At 60.6% G+C, this 17,935-nt stretch carries 13 protein-coding genes; 6 read left to right on the forward strand and 7 right to left on the reverse strand.

Annotated features, from left to right (window positions below; all coding sequences use genetic code 11):
• Positions 1–7: 7 nt before the first annotated feature.
• From folE to SH292x_RS13330, 3 genes are all read right to left on the reverse strand, one after another.
• Entirely contained in the window at positions 8–658 is a 651-nt protein-coding gene (folE, locus tag SH292x_RS13320; RefSeq protein WP_442481499.1) for a GTP cyclohydrolase I FolE, read from the reverse strand.
• A 197-nt stretch (positions 659–855) separates the two neighbouring features.
• The gene (locus SH292x_RS13325; protein WP_442481500.1) at positions 856–1,560 is read right to left on the reverse strand and encodes an LON peptidase substrate-binding domain-containing protein; all 705 of its coding nucleotides are present in this window, start codon (positions 1,558–1,560) and stop codon (positions 856–858) included.
• A 185-nt stretch (positions 1,561–1,745) separates the two neighbouring features.
• Positions 1,746–2,495 (reverse strand): Bax inhibitor-1/YccA family protein, encoded by a 750-nt coding sequence (locus tag SH292x_RS13330; protein WP_442481501.1) that lies wholly within the window; start codon positions 2,493–2,495, stop codon positions 1,746–1,748.
• Positions 2,496–2,719: 224 nt separating this feature from the next.
• On the opposite strand from SH292x_RS13330, the gene nth reads away from it, so the two are divergent.
• Together nth and dcd are read left to right on the forward strand one after the other, a co-directional pair.
• The gene (nth, locus tag SH292x_RS13335) at positions 2,720–3,409 is read left to right on the forward strand and encodes an endonuclease III (RefSeq protein WP_442481502.1); all 690 of its coding nucleotides are present in this window, start codon (positions 2,720–2,722) and stop codon (positions 3,407–3,409) included.
• A gap of 129 nt (positions 3,410–3,538) precedes the next feature.
• The gene (gene dcd, locus SH292x_RS13340) at positions 3,539–4,111 is read left to right on the forward strand and encodes a dCTP deaminase (RefSeq protein WP_442481503.1); all 573 of its coding nucleotides are present in this window, start codon (positions 3,539–3,541) and stop codon (positions 4,109–4,111) included.
• Between the two features lie 78 nt (positions 4,112–4,189).
• On the opposite strand, the gene SH292x_RS13345 is transcribed toward dcd, so the two are convergent.
• Positions 4,190–5,674, reverse strand: a complete 1,485-nt coding sequence (locus tag SH292x_RS13345) for an AAA family ATPase (protein WP_442481504.1) — start codon at positions 5,672–5,674, stop codon at positions 4,190–4,192.
• A 346-nt stretch (positions 5,675–6,020) separates the two neighbouring features.
• Here SH292x_RS13345 and SH292x_RS13350 point away from each other — a divergent pair, with 346 nt between their 5' ends.
• Both SH292x_RS13350 and SH292x_RS13355 read left to right on the forward strand, forming a co-directional pair.
• Positions 6,021–6,926 carry an HDOD domain-containing protein gene (locus SH292x_RS13350; RefSeq protein WP_442481505.1) on the forward strand — a complete coding sequence of 302 codons (906 nt, stop codon included), beginning with the start codon at positions 6,021–6,023 and terminating at the stop codon, positions 6,924–6,926.
• Between the two features lie 101 nt (positions 6,927–7,027).
• A complete protein-coding gene (locus SH292x_RS13355; RefSeq protein WP_442481506.1) occupies positions 7,028–7,882 on the forward strand; it encodes a formyltetrahydrofolate deformylase in 855 nt (284 codons plus the stop codon).
• Between the two features lie 198 nt (positions 7,883–8,080).
• Here SH292x_RS13355 and SH292x_RS13360 read toward each other — a convergent pair whose 3' ends face one another.
• On the reverse strand, positions 8,081–12,499 hold the full coding sequence (locus SH292x_RS13360) for a beta strand repeat-containing protein (RefSeq protein WP_442481507.1): 4,419 nt from the start codon (positions 12,497–12,499) through the stop codon (positions 8,081–8,083).
• A gap of 506 nt (positions 12,500–13,005) precedes the next feature.
• Here SH292x_RS13360 and SH292x_RS13365 point away from each other — a divergent pair.
• Positions 13,006–13,587: an OmpH family outer membrane protein gene (locus tag SH292x_RS13365; RefSeq protein ID WP_442481508.1), complete on the forward strand. Its 582-nt coding sequence runs from the start codon at positions 13,006–13,008 to the stop codon at positions 13,585–13,587.
• Between the two features lie 106 nt (positions 13,588–13,693).
• Here SH292x_RS13365 and SH292x_RS13370 read toward each other — a convergent pair whose 3' ends face one another.
• Entirely contained in the window at positions 13,694–14,572 is an 879-nt protein-coding gene (locus tag SH292x_RS13370) for a peptidylprolyl isomerase (RefSeq protein ID WP_442481509.1), read from the reverse strand.
• 116 nt (positions 14,573–14,688) lie between these two features.
• A complete protein-coding gene (locus SH292x_RS13375) occupies positions 14,689–15,558 on the reverse strand; it encodes an alpha/beta hydrolase family esterase (RefSeq protein WP_442481510.1) in 870 nt (289 codons plus the stop codon).
• Positions 15,559–15,674: 116 nt separating this feature from the next.
• Between SH292x_RS13375 and rlmKL the strand changes: the two genes are divergently transcribed.
• Positions 15,675–17,933 (forward strand): bifunctional 23S rRNA (guanine(2069)-N(7))-methyltransferase RlmK/23S rRNA (guanine(2445)-N(2))-methyltransferase RlmL, encoded by a 2,259-nt coding sequence (rlmKL, locus tag SH292x_RS13380; RefSeq protein ID WP_442485858.1) that lies wholly within the window; start codon positions 15,675–15,677, stop codon positions 17,931–17,933.
• The last annotated feature ends 2 nt before the right edge of the window (positions 17,934–17,935 follow it).

A 17,935-nucleotide genomic window follows, 5' to 3' on the forward strand; every position in this document is an offset into this window, starting at 1 on the left:
GATGTCGCTAGGACTTGCTTCCGTAGATCAAGTTCATCACTTCGCTGCGGCTCGAAAGGTTCGAGCGGAACAGGCCCTTCATCGCCGAGGTGACGCACAAGCTGCCTGGCTTGCGGACACCGCGGATGGTCATGCACGAATGCGTGGCTTCGATCACCACGGCAACGCCCTTCACGTCGAGTTCTTCGATCAACAGATTAGCGATGGTCTCGGTCATCCGTTCCTGAACCTGCGGGCGACGGCTCACCACTTCCACGACGCGAGCCAGCTTGCTCAATCCAACCACGCGTCCATTGGGAACGTAGCCAATGTGCGCCTTGCCGGTGAACGGCAGCATGTGGTGTTCGCACATGCTGTTGAAGCTGATGTCACGCACCAGCACGAGCTCGTCGTACTTCTCGGTGAAGAACTTCTTGAGGTGAATGCGAGGATCGTCGTGCAGCCCGCTAAAAAGCTCCGCGTACATGCGGGCGACGCGCGCCGGCGTTTCTAGCAGGCCTTCGCGGTCGGGATCCTCGCCCACCGCGGCCAAGATCTCGCGTACTGCCTTCTCGATGCGCGGCAGATCAACTTGCGGGGGTGCGGGCGTGGTGGGGCAGCACGATTCGCCATCGAGCGAACCGGTTTCTAGCGACGAGCTTTCGGACGAACTGGGCACAAGAGTTCCTTGAAACGAAGGGGCCTAACGGGATCAACCGCAAGCACTTATTATGCGAACAAAGGGTCCCGAGCGAAAGTCGCTCGAAAGAGGTGAGAGTTGGGTGAGCCGAGTCGTCCCCGACCCCGGAAAGTTCTCTATCTGGCAGCGTTTCCGGCGGCGAGAGCACTACGGCTCGCTTTTCACAAGGACCGCCGCTAGTTGACGCTGAACCGCGGTGGAAAGCCAGCGGTGACCGAGGGTTTCTTGCGTGGCGGGTTATTACCGGTCAGGAAGGTAAGTAGCGTCCGCGCCCGCGTGAGGGCACATTCTTGTGACAACAACTCCAATTTTTGCTCGCCACCAAGCGGCAGTGCGTAGGCCACCAAGTCCGTGAGCTGCGCAAGGGGCAGTTCGTTTTCGAGCAGCGGTTTCAGCGAGCACGGAGCCTTGCCCGAAGCCACCTGCGACTCGAATACCTCGACCACTTGCTGATGGAGTTCGTGGTACTCGTTGGCTTCCTCGTTCACCAGATCTGGAATGATCGTCGCCTTGGCTTGGCGAAAGCTACGCAGGGGAGCGAGTTCCTCTTCGATCTTCACTCGCGCTACGCCCATCAGCAGCAGGTTGTAGCAACCATCGGGCAGCTTGTTGTGCAGCACCACTTTGCCGAGACAGGCCCACGGTTCGACTGGCGGGCGGCCGGCATAGTCGGGCTCCCAACCAGGTTTGAGCACCGGCATGGCGATCAACCGATCACCTACCAAGGCGTCGGCCATCATCTCACGATAGCGCTCCTCGAAGATGTGCAGGGGCTGCACGACGTGAGGAAACATGACCAGGTTGGGAATGGGAAACATCCGCACTGTTCCCGAAAACTCCCCTGGATCGAAATGGGCGTGTTCGAAGTCGGCGGGGTTCATCCGAATAACTCTTGGGGACGCGATGGGGGCAGTGTCGCGGTCGTGGGCGGATCGCCGCCTACGGTAATCATAGGCGGCCGGCGCGAGTTGAATAGGTTCCGAATGAAAAACCCACAAAAAACAGGGCATTCATCACCGCAGCGATGAATGCCCTGGATTGAAAGCATAAGGCTCGGGCCGGCGAACTAATCGCGGTTCGAGAAGGCCATTACCAATCGCAAAATGTACCAGAACAGCAAAGCTACCGACGCGAACAGCGCCAGCGAAGCGGCCACGTGCTGAGTGGTGCGGTAGTGGTGCATGACGTTCGAGGTGTCGTAGAGAATGTAGCAAGCAGCGAACACGATCATCGCACCTGAGAACCACACGCCCAGGTTGAAGCCCATGAACACACTTGCAAACACCAGGATGGTCGCACCGATGCCAACCATCATCAGGATGGATCGCATGAAGGAGAAATCGGCGCTAGTTGCAAACACGACTGCGGTTAGTAGGCCGAAGGTGGCAATGGTCGCCACCGCCGCTACGGTGATCGGATTGTAATCTCCGAAGGGTGTATCGGTTGTCATCGTCGACGCAAACCACAGCAGCGGTAGCAGCAAGATGGACTGGGCGAAGACGTAGAGGCCAAGTCCCATGTACTGCTTCGAAAGCGAAGCCTCGTTGCGGGCCCAGCTTTCCGCCACCCACGACACAAGCATGAAGCCACCCATCATGATGGCCCAGCTATACGGAATGCTGAGTACGTTACCGATCCACTCTTCCGGCACAACTTTAAAGTAAATGAACTCCAGCGTTACCAGCGCATAGACGGCAAGCGCCAGGTGCAGATAAGTCCGCTTGATGAACGCTGCCCTTTCCACGGCCGGGGCGTCGGCGGCGATGTAGCCGAACGAGGCATAGGGGTTGGACGCTTGGAAGTCGGCTTGGCTCATGATTGGGGGCTCCGTCGAGCGCATAGTTTAGGGGTAACGTCGCTGCGGCAGGCCGCGGCGCTAATAAAGAGTATGTCTGCTGGCATCACGCGTCAAGAAGAATTGGCCCCATAGGCGGCAACCGAATGCTCGTCGCTCCTACCTTTGGGGGATCGAGCGGGGTACACGGGCTTCGACGAGCACCTTGCCTGGGCGTTGGGTGCGCAATCGCTACAATCGGCATCATGGCCAAGAAATCCCCCGCCTCGAAGAAGCCCGCCCCCCTGCCCTCCCTACCAATCGCGGAGGGAAAGAAGCAGGCCGCCCGCGTGATTCGCCGCCTCGAAGCCGACTACCCCGACGCCGAGTGCGCGCTGGTGCATGGCACGGCATTTCAACTCTTGATCGCGACGATCCTCTCCGCCCAGTGCACGGACGAGCGAGTGAACATCGTCACCAAGGACCTGTTCGCCCAATACCCCACGGCAGCCGACATCGCCGCGGCTCCGATTGCGAAGCTGGAGAAGATTGTTCAAAGCACCGGGTTCTTCCGCGCGAAGGCCAAGAACATCAAGGCGTGCAGCCAGGGACTCGTCGACCACCACGGTGGTGAAGTGCCTCAGGATCTCGACGCCTTGGTGGTCCTCCCCGGCGTGGGACGCAAGACGGCGAACGTCGTGCTTGGCACCGCGTTCGGCATCCCCACCGGTGTAGTCGTCGATACCCACGTCGGGCGCTTGACCCGTCGGTTGGGACTCACGTCTGAGACCGACGCGGTGAAGGTCGAGCGAGACCTGATGCAGATCGTGCCAAAGAAGCAGTGGATCGACTTCTCACACCGCCTGATCCACCACGGCCGGGCCATCTGTAACGCCCGCAAGCCAAAGTGCGACGCCTGCTCGATGCGAAAGTTCTGCCCGCAGATCGGGGTGTGACATCCAATTCAAGGCGCCGCGACTGGTGTTCCCCCGCGTTTTTCGCTGGGTTGAAAACGTGCGGCCGCTGGGGTGTAATTGCGCCATTGGTTCGGGCACGCGATATGGGCAACGGAGCAGCGCCGTCACATGATTCTCTCTGGGCAGCAGATTCGTGCGCGGATGGGTGGCGATATCGTCATCGATCCCTTCGACGAGTCGCACCTCAATCCCAATAGCTACAACCTCACGCTCCACAACGAGCTGATGGTGTACGAAGAGCTGGTGCTCGACATGGCCAAGGCCAATCGGGTTCGCCGCATCGAGATCCCCAAAGACGGTCTGACGCTCAGCCCCAATCAGCTTTATTTGGGACGCACGGTCGAGCGGACCACCACGCACAACTTGGTACCGCAGATCGAGGGCCGCTCGAGTATCGGACGACTCGGGTTATTCGTGCACGTGACCGCCGGGTTTGGCGACGTCGGTTTCTCGGGCTACTGGACGCTTGAGATGTTTGCGGTACAGCCGATTCGCATTTACCCTGGCGTCCCCATCTGCCAAATCTTCTACCACGAGATTACTGGCGAACTCGTTGAGTACTCCAGCAAGTACCAACACAACCGCGACATCCAGCCAAGCCTGCTGCACGAGGAGTTCGCTGACGGCAAAGTCCGCGACCCGCAGTTGCCGCTAGAGTTTGGGAACGGCACACGGCGGTAAACGTAGCATGGCCGCCTCGGCCGTGTACGCGCTGCGACCAGATCGGGATACGGCCGGGGCGGCCATGCTACGTCGACGCTACATCACCGCAAAGTAATTCTCCACGGCGAAGTCGAGGTTCTCCTTCGACATCACCGCCGGGCGTTTGACGTAGTGGCAGAAGTTCTTGACTTGCTGCAGCAGGTCGCGAGGTTGGCAGCAGCGCATCGGGCGATTCACGGCGTGGTAGTGCGTCGCGATCAGGTAGTCGACCGAGTCCTGGTCGTACTCGACGCCAATAATCGGTGCCATGATCTCGAACAACCGGCGGAACGCTGCCTCGTCGGGATCGGTGACTTCGATCTTGTACGGAATACGTCGCAGAAACGCGTCGTCGACCAGGTCCTTCGGCTCAAGGTTCGTTGAGAAGATAATGAGCTGGTCGAACGGCACCTGAATTTTCTTACCGCTCGCTAGGTTCAAGAAGTCGTAACGCTTTTCGAGCGGGACGATCCAGCGATTGAGCAGTTCGTCGGTGGTCATCCGCTGGCGGCCAAAGTCGTCGATCACCAGCGTGCCGCAGTTGCTTTTGAGCTGCACGGGGGCTTCGCTGACGTTGGTCGCCGTGTTGAGGGTGACTTCGAGCGAGTCCATGGTGAGTTCACCACCGACGACAATCGTCGGCCGGCGGATGCGAACCCAGCGGTGGTCGATCTTGCGGTTGTCGAGCAGGCCTTCGAAGTCCTCGATTGGCGCGAGTTCGTGCATGCTGGGGTCGTACAGCCGCATGATCTCGCCATCGATGCCAATGGCCCGCGGGATCCAGACGTACTCACCGAACGCCTTGGTTACGCGCTCGGCGATGCTCGTTTTACCGTTACCCGGCGCCCCGTACAGAAAGAGACCACGGCCCGAGTTAATCGCCGGGCCGAGTCGCAGCAGCATTCGCTTGTCGATTAACAAATCTTCGAACGCGCGGTGTAGGTCCTCTTCCGAGGGGTGCTGGTCGGCCATGGTCTGCATCGAGACGCTCTCGATGTAGTGCTTGAGCATCACCGGCGCGCTGCCGAAGTAGGTGCAGTGCTCGCTCAGCTTCTTGGCTCGCTCGCGGCCTTTGTTCGTGAGTTGGTAGATGTAGTCGTTCATCATCGACGCACCGCGATGGCCGACCATCTGGTCTTGCTTCATCTGCTGGAGCATCGGATCAACGAGGCGAAACGGAAGTTTCACTTGGTCAGCCAGATCGCGGCCGCTCGCCTCGCTGCGGGCGTTCAGGCATTTGAGCAGCAGGTCTTCCACTTCGCTGTCGGAGAGACCCGCTTTGCGAAGGTCGTCGGGCTCGCACGGGAACCATGCCCCTTTGCGATCGCGAATGTCCTCGACCGAATCGGGGGCGAAGGGAGTACCTGGCAGTGTCGCCGTGGCGGACGATGGTATTTCAGACGCCTCGGCGACCGCTGCAATGCCGGCCGACGACCCTTCGCTCGCCGACGTCAGCTCGTGAATGCGACTTAGTAGGACATCGAGGCGATCCTGAGCCGAGTCTTTATCGACCAGCGTAGCTGTGCCGTACTGGGAATCCATGGGGCGAACTCGGAGAAGAGCAAGGGTTGGCAACTAGCGCGCGGACAAAGACGAGATGGATCGTCCTCGCACCTATGGTTAAGAGTAGGTCGTCAAATATCGCACGCAAGCAATTGGTACGGCGAGCGGCTGGCTCGGATCGGGCTTGATATTCCGGTTGTGCGGGGCGGGTGCGCGTGGGAGTTCCGCAGGCGATGCGTTGGGCCACACCGGCGAGGGGTGGGCGAGCTAAGTTTTCAGGAGACCCGCGTGTACTCCGCAATTTGGGATGCCGCGTGACCATGAGACTGGCTAAGCGACACAGGCGAAGCTTGCTCCACTCGATCCTCAAGCCCACGACCGACCCGTGACTGCTACAGCTACCCCCACCGCATCGCAATCCAGCTCCGGCGTGCTGGAACTCCACAACGAGGCGCTGGAGACGCTGTTTCAGCGCCTTAGCGAACTTTCCTCGCTGCCCTCCATCGCACTACGAATCATCGAGGCAGCCGTCGATGAACACACCGATGCCGAGGACTTGAGGCAGCTCATCGAGCGAGACCCAGCGCTTGCGGCCCGCATTATTCGCATTGTGAACTCGTCGTTCTACGGCCTGCGACAAGAAGTGGCCGACCTGCGAAGCGCGATCGCGCTCTTAGGCACTAAGCAGATCCGCAACGTGGCGATCACCGTGTTCGTCTCGCGACAGTTCACGCCGACGGCCAGCAAAGAATCGCTCGACCGCAATCAGTTGTGGAACCACTCGATGGCCGTGGGTGCCGTCGCACGCCTACTGGCCAAGACGCTTAAGAACGCTGACCCTGACGAAGCTTACCTTGCCGGCCTGCTGCACGACATGGGGCTGTTGATCATCGATCAGCACCTGGCGCGTCACGTTCCGCGGATTCGCACCTCAATGAGCGAAGGGGCCTCGCTGCACGAGGCGGTTGAGCAGATCCTGACGTTCGACCCTTCGCAGCTAGGTGCCTACGTGGCGTGGCGTTCGAAGTTTCCCTCGCGGCTGGTTTCGAGCATCGAGTTCCATCAGAAGCCCGAAGCCTATCAGGGGGAAGAGCGCCAGCTAACCGACCTTGTGGCGATGGCCGACTACGTGGCGACACTGAATGGCACCGGGGTGCTAGCCGAGTCGAAGCCAGAAAGGCCCACGCAAAGGGTGTTCGATCGACTGGGTCTGACCGACGAGCGACTGTCGGAACTCGCCCCGCAAATCGCCGAGACGCTCGACGCGACCAAGGCGATGGCGAGCGCGTAAATCACGCGGCGCGATGGTAATGGGACTGTACCGTTCTCGGGGAGGGGTCTTGTTGAGTAGAATCGCGGCAGCGTATCTCCTCAGCAAGCTTGGACGCACTCATGCAAATTGTCATTACAGCGGTAGGCCCCGACAATCGCGGCCTGGCGGATCCGATTGTTCATTCCGTCACAGGACTTGGCGCGAATATCGGCGAAATCCAGATGTACGACCACGACCAGCAATCGATATTCTCGATGCTGACGCGGGTCGAAATTGACCCGTCACGTGCCGGTGAGATCGAGCAAGCGATGGCCGACGTCGCACGGAAGACCGGGCTCTCGGTACGCACTTGGTCGCCGGAAATTACGGGCCGGCTGCCGCGCTTAGCAATATGTGTTACCTATCGCACCGAAACACCCCGGGCAGTGCTCGAAGCGATTCGCAGTGGGCACATCCGTGGCGAGGCAAGCGTCATGATTGGCAACCGTGAGAAGTGCCGCCCGCTGGCCGAAGAATTTGGCGTTCCTTGGGTAAACATCGCTGGCGGCGACGGCACGCCGGACGACGAGCGGCTCATCGAAGTCTGCGACGAGCACCAAGTCGATTACATTGTCCTCGCTCGCTACATGCGAGTGCTGCCGGCGTCCAGTTGCTGGAAGTACGCCGGTGGGCGGATCATCAACCTGCACCACGGGCTGCTGCCAAGCTTTCCCGGCATTCGGCCATACCACGAGGCGTTCGCTTGCCGGATGCTGACCTACGGCGCGACGTGCCACTTTATCGTGCCGGAACTCGACGCGGGGAACCAGATCATCTATCAATCGACGTTCACCGTGCCCCCCGGGATGGGCGTGGACGATATCGTTCGCCGCGGCGAGCGTGAGAACGAGCCACATTGCTTGGTCGAAGGGGTCCGCCGCGTCACAGCGGGAGAAGTGCAGTTGCACTTCAATCGTGTAGTAGCGGTGGGGTGAGATCGTGCGAGCCGGGCGTCCTCGCCCCCGGAAACCTCAACGACTCCACCTTGCCTCCCGTCACGCAACACGTCCGGGGCCGGGGACGGCCCGGCTCACGCGCGCTTTCGCGAAATTCGCCCCCACAAACGCCTAACGACCAAGGTCCCCCCCGAGACCTTGGCCGTTAGTATTTCGCAGCTTAGACAAGCCGACTGGTTACGGCAGTGGTACCGTGCCACCGAACTCGGTGATGCCAGGTCCGATGTCAAACGTACCGGTATTGGCCGTTTCGATCGTATCGCCATCTTCGTTCGGCGTGGTGAGGTTCTGTACTCGGAACGAGCCAGCGTTCTCCCTCAAGATGTAATCGTCACCACCGTCACCCGATGTAGCGGTGTTCTGCTCCATCCGCAGTCGCAGGTTCGAACCGGCGTTGTTGGTCGAAGCAGTGAACGCGTCGTTCGTCGAGTTCCCCATGGTGTTGTTGAGGAACGTGGCGTTAATGACCGAGTCGCCATTCGACTCAAGGTTCACTGCCGAGGCAGTCGCCGAATCGTTGGTGATGGAGTTCTCGTTCACGAGCAGGTTGATCGTCTTGATCGTCCCGTCGTTGCCGGTGATCAACAGGGCCTCGTCATCGCTGGTGTTGTCGAGGGTGTTGCCCGTGACAATGAGGTCGGCATTGTTGGCGGCACCATTGATGTTGAGCTCGACGGTCGCCAGAGAGGTGTTGTTCACCACGTTATCCGTGATGGTGACGCTTAGGTCATTGGCATTCTCACCTTCGAGTAGAATACCCTGTGCCGAGGCGCCGGTAATCTCGTTGCCATCGATCACCACGGTGGAGTCGGAACCGAAGGTGTCGGTGTGGTTGATTTGGATACCTGCCCCACCTGAGTTGGTGATCTCCATGTTTCGGATCGTCACGTTCTCGACGTTGGTCAGCGAGACCGCAGTGCCAACCGTGTTGGTGATGGTACCGCCATCGCCAGCCGAGTTGCCCGTTCCGATGATGACCGGGCCGCCGGTAACGTTATTCATTACAATACCGCCTTGACTACCACCAGTGATCGAAACGCTGTCGATCAAGATGCCCGAGGCAGTGACGACGACATCTTCGAGCACCAGTGCCCCTTGGGTGCCGGCTGTGCCAGCGGTGACATTGATGGTGTTACCCGTTCCAAGGATTTGCAGGCCCTCGGTGTCGGTGGCCACGAAGCCCGAGCCCGAAGTGGTCTCGATGTCCATGTCGGAGAACGAGATGATCGTGCCGGTATTGTTGGCCAAGGTCACGGCGTCGTTGGTCCCGGTGGTGAGGTCGGTACCACCGTTGAAGCGGAACGTGCCACCCGTGTTGTTCTGCACCAGGATGCCGGTGCCTGTGCTGGTCACGTCGCCATCGAAGGTCACGACGCCACCGGTGTTATTGGTAATTAGAACGGCATGACCGGTACTGTCGGTAATAGTGCCGTTGTAGTCGACGTTCGCGCTACTGTTTGTGATGACGAAGGCGTCGCCCGAGGGATCAATGATCTCAGAGCTAGCCGCGAAGGTGAATGTCCCGGACGATCCACCGACAATATCCACGCCGGCGTCGCCGCCGGCCAGCGTGACGGCGTCGTTGAATCGGTAGGTACCGTCGGCGTTATCGAATTGGAGGCCCGAGCCATTCGAGGCGTCCACCACGCCGGTACCCGTTACAGCCTCGTCGAAGTCCATCACGCCGGTGTGGCCACCGGAGACGGAGATCGCGGCGAAGTTGTTGCTCTGCGTGATGTTACCGGTGAAGTCGACGTCCGCCGAGCCACCCACCACGTTGAACGCGATGCCGTTGGTATCGACAATCGTAATGTCGCCAAAGGTGAAGTCACCCGCCGATCCACCGATGATGTCCACGCCTGTGTCAGCGTTGACGGCCGAGCCATCGAGTACCACGCTGCCCACGAACCCGTAATCACCATCGGCATCGTTAAACTGCAAGCCAGTGCCATTGGTGGCGGTGATAACATCGGTCGATGCATCGGGCGACAGGAAGGTCATGGTGCCGGTGTGGCCGCCTTGTACTTGAACCGCGGCCGCATTGTTGTTCTGCGAGATTTCGCCGGTGAAAGTGAAGGTCGACGAACCGCCATCGACGTACACGGCCGCACCGGTTGGATCGGTGATCGTGGCGTCGGCAAATTCGAAAGTGCCGTCGGTGTCGCTGATCATATCGATACCGGTGTCAGCGCCGTTAGCCGAACCATCGAGGACCACCGCGTCGTTGAAACGATAGGCACCATCCGCGTCGCTAAACACGAGGCCATTGCCATTGAAAGCATCGATCACGCCCGCACCGGTGGTGAATTCGTTGAAGGTAAGTGTGCCGGTGTGGCCACCTTCGACGAGTACGGTATTGGACGCGTTGTTCTGGGTGATCTTGCCGGTAAAGGTCATGCTAGCCGAGCCGCCATTGAAATGGACAGCGGTGCCAGTGGGATCGGTGATAATGGCGTTCGAGAACGACAGAGTTCCCGCCGAGCCGTTGGTGACATCGATACCCTGCGTGGTGTTAACCAAGCTAACTTCATGCAGGAAGGTGTAGGTGCCATCGGCATTATTGAACACCAAGCCACCGCCACTGGTCGCGTCGATGACGCCTTCCCCAGCGGTCATTTCGCGGAACGTCAGCGTTCCAGTGTGGCCACCTTCGACGAACAGCGACTCGCCCAGGTCGCCCTGAGTGATCTTGCCGGTGAAGTTCATGTTGGCCGAACCGCCGTTGACGTGCATCGCAGCGTCAGCGGTGTCGGTAATGGTAACGCGGTTAAGCGTGCGGGTACCAGATCCTCCGACCATCGAGACACCCATGCCGGTCTGGTTGGTAATTTCGGCGTCGGTGATGTTGATGGCACCCGTGTTGTCGGTTAGCAAGATCGCTGCCGTGCCCGAACCCTGATCGTTCGAGTAATTACTGATGGTCGCGGTGCTGCGATTGTTCGACAGGTTGATACCAACGCCGTTGCCGTTGGTGCTGGTCACGTCACGAATCACGATGGACTCGGTGACGGGAACCGCAGGGCCCGCAGGCGAGGCCGCATCGATGTTGATATCGTCGCCACCAATGTTGTCGAAGACCACGTCTTCGATCAATGGCTGGAAGCGAACTCGATCGGTACCATTGACGGTCTCGGTCGCCGCGGTCAGCTCGATGGCATTACCCGTGGTGTTCGAGATGTTCATGTTGTTGATGTCGATCGCGAGCGCACCGGTGGGCGACACAATCGCACTCGCACCGCCGTCCATCACGAAGTTCGACACTTCGATGGTTCCGCTGGCCAGCGTAATCACGTTCTCGCCAGCCCCGCCGTTGATGATGGGCACGGCGGCGTTGAGAGCACCAGGTGCCGTCTCAGGCAGAATGACGGTTCCGAAGTTCGACGTGACCACCGAATGCTCGATGCCGCCACCTTCGCCGAGGAAGCGCTGACCATTTAGCAGCGTGGCTTGTTCGCCAGTGAATTCGCTTTCAGCATGCACGAGCACAATCGCGGGCGATGCGCCGCTGCCGGCGATCGACTCGATGCTCGAATAAGGATTCTCAAACGAACCATTGCCGGGGGCAGTGGCATTGCTGTCGATGTGGACGACTCGAATGGCCTCGTCGGTGCCGTCGCCATCAAGGTCTCCAAAGACGGTCTCGCCGCCGAGCGTGCTGCCCTGCTTGACCGCAACGTAGTCGTTACGAATGACTGGCTCACGCATGCGGTTCACCAGCGCGGGACCGCATTCCGACAGGCTGCGGGTACGTCCCATGAACCAAGTCACGCTGAACACCGTGTTGGTGCCGAACTCGTCGTCGTCGTTCACCGCTAGCTGCACGGCCACGTCGGGTGTCAAGTAACCACGCGCACCGAGCTTCAAACCGGCGGTGTCGACGGTCTCGCCCCACAACCCATACGTTCCGCCGAACAGCCACAGGTCGCGGTTGCCCATGCGGCGAGCAACTTCGAAGTCGGTGACTGTCAGCGCTTCGTCCGTACCAGCAAGGGTTTCTTGGACGAGGAAGTCGCCTTGGTAGGTGATATTGTCAGTGGCTACGAAATCACCAACCTCGATGTCGGCGATGGGCAAATACGTGTTAAGCCGGGAATCCCAGTTGTCGCCCAGGTATTCGAGCGACACGCCGATCTGGGGCAAGAAGTTTTCGTTCACCGTCGTGGTACCGTCCGACCAAACGCTAATGCCGGCGATCTTTTCCGTATCGGGGCTCGTCGGGAACAACGGCAGCGTCATGAAGCGGTAGCCGACACCCGCGTTGTAGCCAATCTTCGATTCGTCGTTCAACGTCACCTGGGCGTCCACGAACCAGACACCGTTGGGAGCGTCGAACAGCTTCATCGTGCCGAGGTCGAGGTTACCGCGAACCTGGCCGTAGCTCCGCGTGTTGTAGCGAGCTCGCAGATGCGCCCCGAGGCTCGGACTGTAGTCCATGCCGTACGGCCCATAACTGTCGGCCGGGTGCTGCACGATTTGCGAGTCGGTGGAGTACACGATCTCGCCCTGCGGAACCGCTTCCACAGCGCGCGTATCGCGATCGTGCACCTGCTGAGCCGTCGCGCTGCTCGCGGCAACGAGCAACCAAACGATCGTCATAGCTGAAACGGTGCCGCGGCCTCGCCGCATAAGGTACTCACAGCCTTGCACGATAAACTCCTGGAAAAGTGCTGGGCCAAGTGGTCGTGGTGTCGCTTGGCGCTCGCGGGGGGCGGGTTCGAGAAGCCCTGCCGATGCCGGCAGAATCCTCCCATTCCGCAATGTCTATACAGTCGCTACGACGGTCATCGGCAAATCCGGCAGGGGTTCACCAGACAAATCGCTCAACTTTATCCGCAAGGTTTACCCAAACTTCCACAGACAACCGCGAAGCGCGCGAGCCGGGTCGTCCGCGGCCCCGGACGTGCGGAATTCAAAAAATTGAAAGTGTGCCGAAGTGGAACATTTCTGGGGGCGGGGACGCCCCGGCTCGCCCAAGCCCCTTCTTCGCTAGCACTACGTCCCGCAATCCGGCGTTGCAACGCTCCCCCGCTTTTCGTACCCTTCGCCGCCCGCGACTGGCGGGCAAAGGAACAACCGATCCCCCCTCTTCTTGTTAACACGCTATGAACCGACTATTCGCCTTCACCGCTCTCGTGTCGACCTACGTTCTCAGCGCCGGCTGCAACCAGCTGACGGTTCCCACCGCACCGGCTGGTAAGACAACGCCCGGTATCGCCGTTATCGATCTCGATGAAGTGGCGCGACAGCTGGGTAGCGATCAGCAGATCGTCACGGCCATCAAGAAGCGCGAAGAGGCGCTGAATGGCAAGCTCAGCGAAATCGCCAAGGCGTACACCGACGAGTTCAAGAAGCAGAAAGAGACCCTCGACGCCCAACCGGCCGAAGACAACGCCGTGCAGCTAGCGACCTACCAGAAGCAAGTGAATCAGAACTTCAGTACCGCCAAGGCGCAAGCACAGCAGAACTTGTCGCAGCATCGCCAGCAGTTGATTGCGCAGTTCCGCGACGCCGTGCGTCCCGCGGCACGCAAGGTCGCGCAACAACGTGGCCTGTCCGTGATCGTGACCAAGCAAGAGCCGCTGCTGTACGACTACTCGGAAGAAGCCGACATCACCAGCGAAGTGGTCGAAGTGCTGCGAGCCTCGGCCGCCAAGAAGACTTCGACCGAGACCTTGACGAAGTAGTCACTATCGAGATAAGCGAATAATCCGTAGCCGGATTCGCAAGAATGCGGGACGCCCTCGACAGGCTCCCGAACTCTTGCGAGTCCGGCTACGAGTGTTTCAGGCCCTACCGGCGGCGGAGCCGCGCGGCACCCCAAAGTGCGAGCGGTGCGAGCAACCAAGCGGTGGCGGGTTCCGGGACGGTGGTGGAACTGAGTCCCGCGTTTAACGACGAGTCGCTGCCTGAGATGCTACTAGAGAGCAGCGAGTTCGCGGCGTTCAGGTTGTCACGGTTTTGAAGCTGCAAGAGCGTGGCGATCGGGCCCACGAACGAAAAGTCCTCGTCCGCTTCGACCACAAACGCTCGCTGGACGATCACCAGCTTCTGTTCTTGAGTGATCGGTACGTCGGCAAACGCAAGGCTTCCGGGCTGGCCGACAGCGCTACTCAAGTCGCGCTGCGCAAGGCCCATGATGGTATCGATGGTCGACATGTTCGTGATCTCGGCGAAGGGCACAAAGCCCTGCGAGTCGAGGAACGAATTGTTACCCAGATTGATGAAGAAGCTGCTGGTGCCGCTATTCACGTCGCCCGCTGCGAGAGCTAGCGAAACGGTGCCGCGCGAATTGGTGATCGAATTGAAGTCGACCTCACCATCGCCATCTTCATCGACAATGGCCTCGGGCAGTTTGTCGACGGCCTCGAACAACTGTGGCCAGAGTTCGGGAGTCGGCTGAAAGCCCATGAACCCACCCATCTGCAACACGAAGTCGTCCGACGGGTTGGTGTTGTTATTGTCCGCGGCGCGATTAATCGCCGTGAAGTGGTAACGGCCCAGCCCGACGTAGGCGATCAGGTTGTCGACCAGCGGTTGGAGGTTGGGGTCGTTGTCCGGGTTCAGCACCATGTCGAAGCTGCCGACGTTAGTTTCGAAACGCACGGTCTGCGAGAGAGCCGTGCCGCAGGTTCCAACAAGCAGCAGGGCCGCGACAAACAATCTGGTCATGCGATCAAAACCTCAGTTGCGACTTCAATTCAGGAGCACTTCGACACGCGCAGGAGAGGAGAATTGGGGCGTGGTGCGAGGCGCTGGCGGGTGGGGACTGTTCCAGAGCCTTCATTTTACTTGGGCTCGCCGTTTGTGCAAAAGAACTGCTCGAAGAACTCCCAAATCAGCTCCCCCGCCGAAAGGCCCAAAAGGCTGGGACCCAGGAAGCACCACGGCGGCGCTTCCCCCGGCCAAGTGTGCCCGCCCCCGGAAATACGGACTTCCACGATCTGGTCGACACCTTGTTCGCGGGAGTAAACCGCCCGATGGGCATCCAAGGGCTGGTCGTTCGCGAGGGTCCGATTGTGCGGAATCTGCTCATACTGCGGCTCCATGACCGGCAAACCACAAACAACCGCCCAACGCCTGAGCGACTCGCGGACCGACGGAAACGCGATCTGCCTCAGGCTTCGGGAACCGCCACCGCCGTCGTAGGGCACGAAGTGGTCGGCTGTTCCGTGAATGTGCAGCGCCGGAACGACGTGGGGCAGGACACTTGGTTCTATCGCAAGGCACCCGGCCACCGGGGCGATGGCGGCGATGCGGTGTGGAAGCTCTGCGGCGAGCCGGTAACTAAACATGCCGCCGTTCGACATGCCGGTGGCGTAGACGCGGCTCGCGCTCAGCGGATGCCGCTCCAGCAGGTGGTCGAGCAGGCGGTCGACGAAGCCCACGTCGTCGACATTTCGCCGCGCCGCATGGCCGCAGCAGAGGCCGGCGTTCCAGGTCAGGTACTCGGCCGCCGGGCCGCTGCCGGACGGAAAAACCACGGCGAACTGGTGCCGTTCGGCGACTTCTACGAGATGGCAGAACCTCGCCATATCGAGCGGATTGCTCCCCCCGCCATGAAACGCCAAGACCAGCGGCAACCGCTCGCCCGGGGGGACGTAGGCGTAGTAGTGGCGTCCCTCGTCGGGTCCATCAAGTTCGACACGCTGGAGCATTCGCGACCCCGGTCCATAACATTCGAGCAGGCCAGCGATTATTATGACTGGTTCGCCCGCACTCGACGAGGCACTCTCCCCTTTCCCTCAGCGCCCGTACTCCCATCGCCCAGCTCATTGCCACTACCGCGTTTGGTCTCGAAAAGCTCGTGGTCCGCGAGCTCGAAGCGCTCGGCTACGCGCCACGTGTCGTCCGGCCCGGGCGGGTGCAGTTCGAGGGAGACGCCACTGCCATTTGCCGCGCGAACCTGTGGCTGCGGACGGCAGAGCGCGTGGTCATCCTCGCGGGCTCCTTTCCGGCGACCGACTTTGGGCAATTGTTCGACGGCACCAAAGCCATCGCGTGGGAAGAGTGGATTCCGGCAGACGGTGCGTTTCCGATCAGCGGACGCTCGCACAAGTCGCAGCTCTCCAGCGTTCCCGCGTGCCAGAAAATCGTGAACAAAGCGGTCGCCGAGCGATTGCTCGCGGGCCACGGGGTCGGCGTGCTTCCGGAAACGGCTGCGAAGTACGCGGTCGAAGTCGAGATGTTCGAGGACACGGCGTCGCTGCTGCTCGACACTTCGGGTGCAGGTCTTCATAAGCGAGGCTATCGAACCAGCGTGGCCGAGGGCCAGTTACGCGAGACGCTCGCTGCGGCGATGGTGACGCTCAGCGTGTGGAATCGCGACCGCCCGCTCATCGATCCGTTTTGCGGCACGGGCACCATCGCGATCGAGGCCGCACTCATTGGCCGTCGCTCTGCACCAGGACTCGACCGCGAATTCGCCGCCGAGGCTTGGCCCGCCATCGACCCGGCAGTGTGGCACACCGCGCGCGAAGAAGCTCGCGACTTGTGGCTACCACCGCTCGAACACCGCATCGTCGCCACGGATCTGAACCCCAAATCGCTCGAACTCGCGAGGCACCACGCCGAACGAGCTGGGGTCGGAGCCGACATCCATTTTCAAGAGCGGGCGTTCGAAGACCTCACCAGCAGCCGCAAGTACGGTTGCATGATTTGCAATCCGCCCTATGGCATCAAGATTGGCAGCGAGGCCGAGTCGGTCGAGCTGCATCGAAGATTGCCGATCGTGTTGCGACGATTGCCAACTTGGTCGCACTACGTGCTGACCGCGCGGGGCGATTTCGAACGACTCATCGGCCAGCAGGCCACGCGCCGGCGGAAGCTTTACAACGGACGGATCGAGTGCACGTACTACCAATTCTTGGGTCCGAAGCCGCCGCGGGACGCAGAGTTTCGCTCCGCGATAACGCAAGCGGAGCCCGAAGTCGCTATTGAGCACGAAGGAGAAACGGAACCAGTAGAGCGCCGGCCGGAACAAGAAGTGTCGCCCGTACGCGAGGCACCACCCCGGGAGCGACCCTTGCCCGCTTACGTGCCACCCGTATTCGGTGGCTTGCGTGAGGATTCGAAGCGACAAGCGAGTGAGTTTGCCAACCGCCTTACCAACCGTGCTCGGCACCTGCGCCGCTGGCCGACTCGGCGCGGAATCACTTGCTACCGGCTCTATGATCGTGACGTACCGGACGTGCCGCTAGCGGTGGATCGCTACGAGGATGCGCTGGTGATTGCCGAGTACCGTCGGCCGAACGACCACACGCCTGCCGAACACGCCGACTGGCTCGACCTGATGTGCCGCACGGCCGCCGACACGCTCGAAGTCGATCGCAATCGTGTATTCCTCAAGCAGCGCGAGACCAAGAGCGGCGAGAAGCAATACGGCAAGTTTGGCGAGGGCAGCCAGACACTGATCGCGCACGAGGACGGGCTAGAGTTCATCGTCAACCTGTCCGACTATCTCGACACCGGCTTGTTCCTCGATCACCGCCAAACGCGACACATGGTCCGCGAGGTGGCGGCGGGCAAACGGTTCGTTAACTTGTTCGCCTACACCGGCTCGTTCTCTGTCTACGCCGCCGCCGGTGGAGCAGCCAGTACCACGACGGTCGACCTTTCGCCAACCTACGTCGACTGGGCCCGCGAGAACATGAAGCAGAACAAACTGATGGGCCTCGCGCATCAGTTCGTCGTGGCCGACGCCCGCGACTGGCTCGCCGCCCTGCCCGAGGAGCCGCTGTTCGACCTCGCGGTAGTCGACCCACCCACGTTCAGCAACACGAAGCGAACCACCACGGGCCACCACGAAATCGACGACTGGGACGTCCAGCTCGACTACGCCCCGCTACTCGAATCGCTCGCGCTTCGCATGTCCTCAGGGGGCGTCGTCTACTTCAGCACCAACTTCCGCCGGTTCAAGTTCGACGAAGCCAAGCTACCCAGCTACCAGAGTCGCGAAATCTCCAAGCAAACCGTGCCCGAAGACTTCCGCAACGACCGCATTCACCGCTGCTGGCGCTTGGTGCGGAAGTAACG

This window comes from Aeoliella fuhlenseeensis (assembly GCF_052161615.1).
GTDB lineage: Bacteria > Planctomycetota > Planctomycetia > Pirellulales > Lacipirellulaceae > Aeoliella.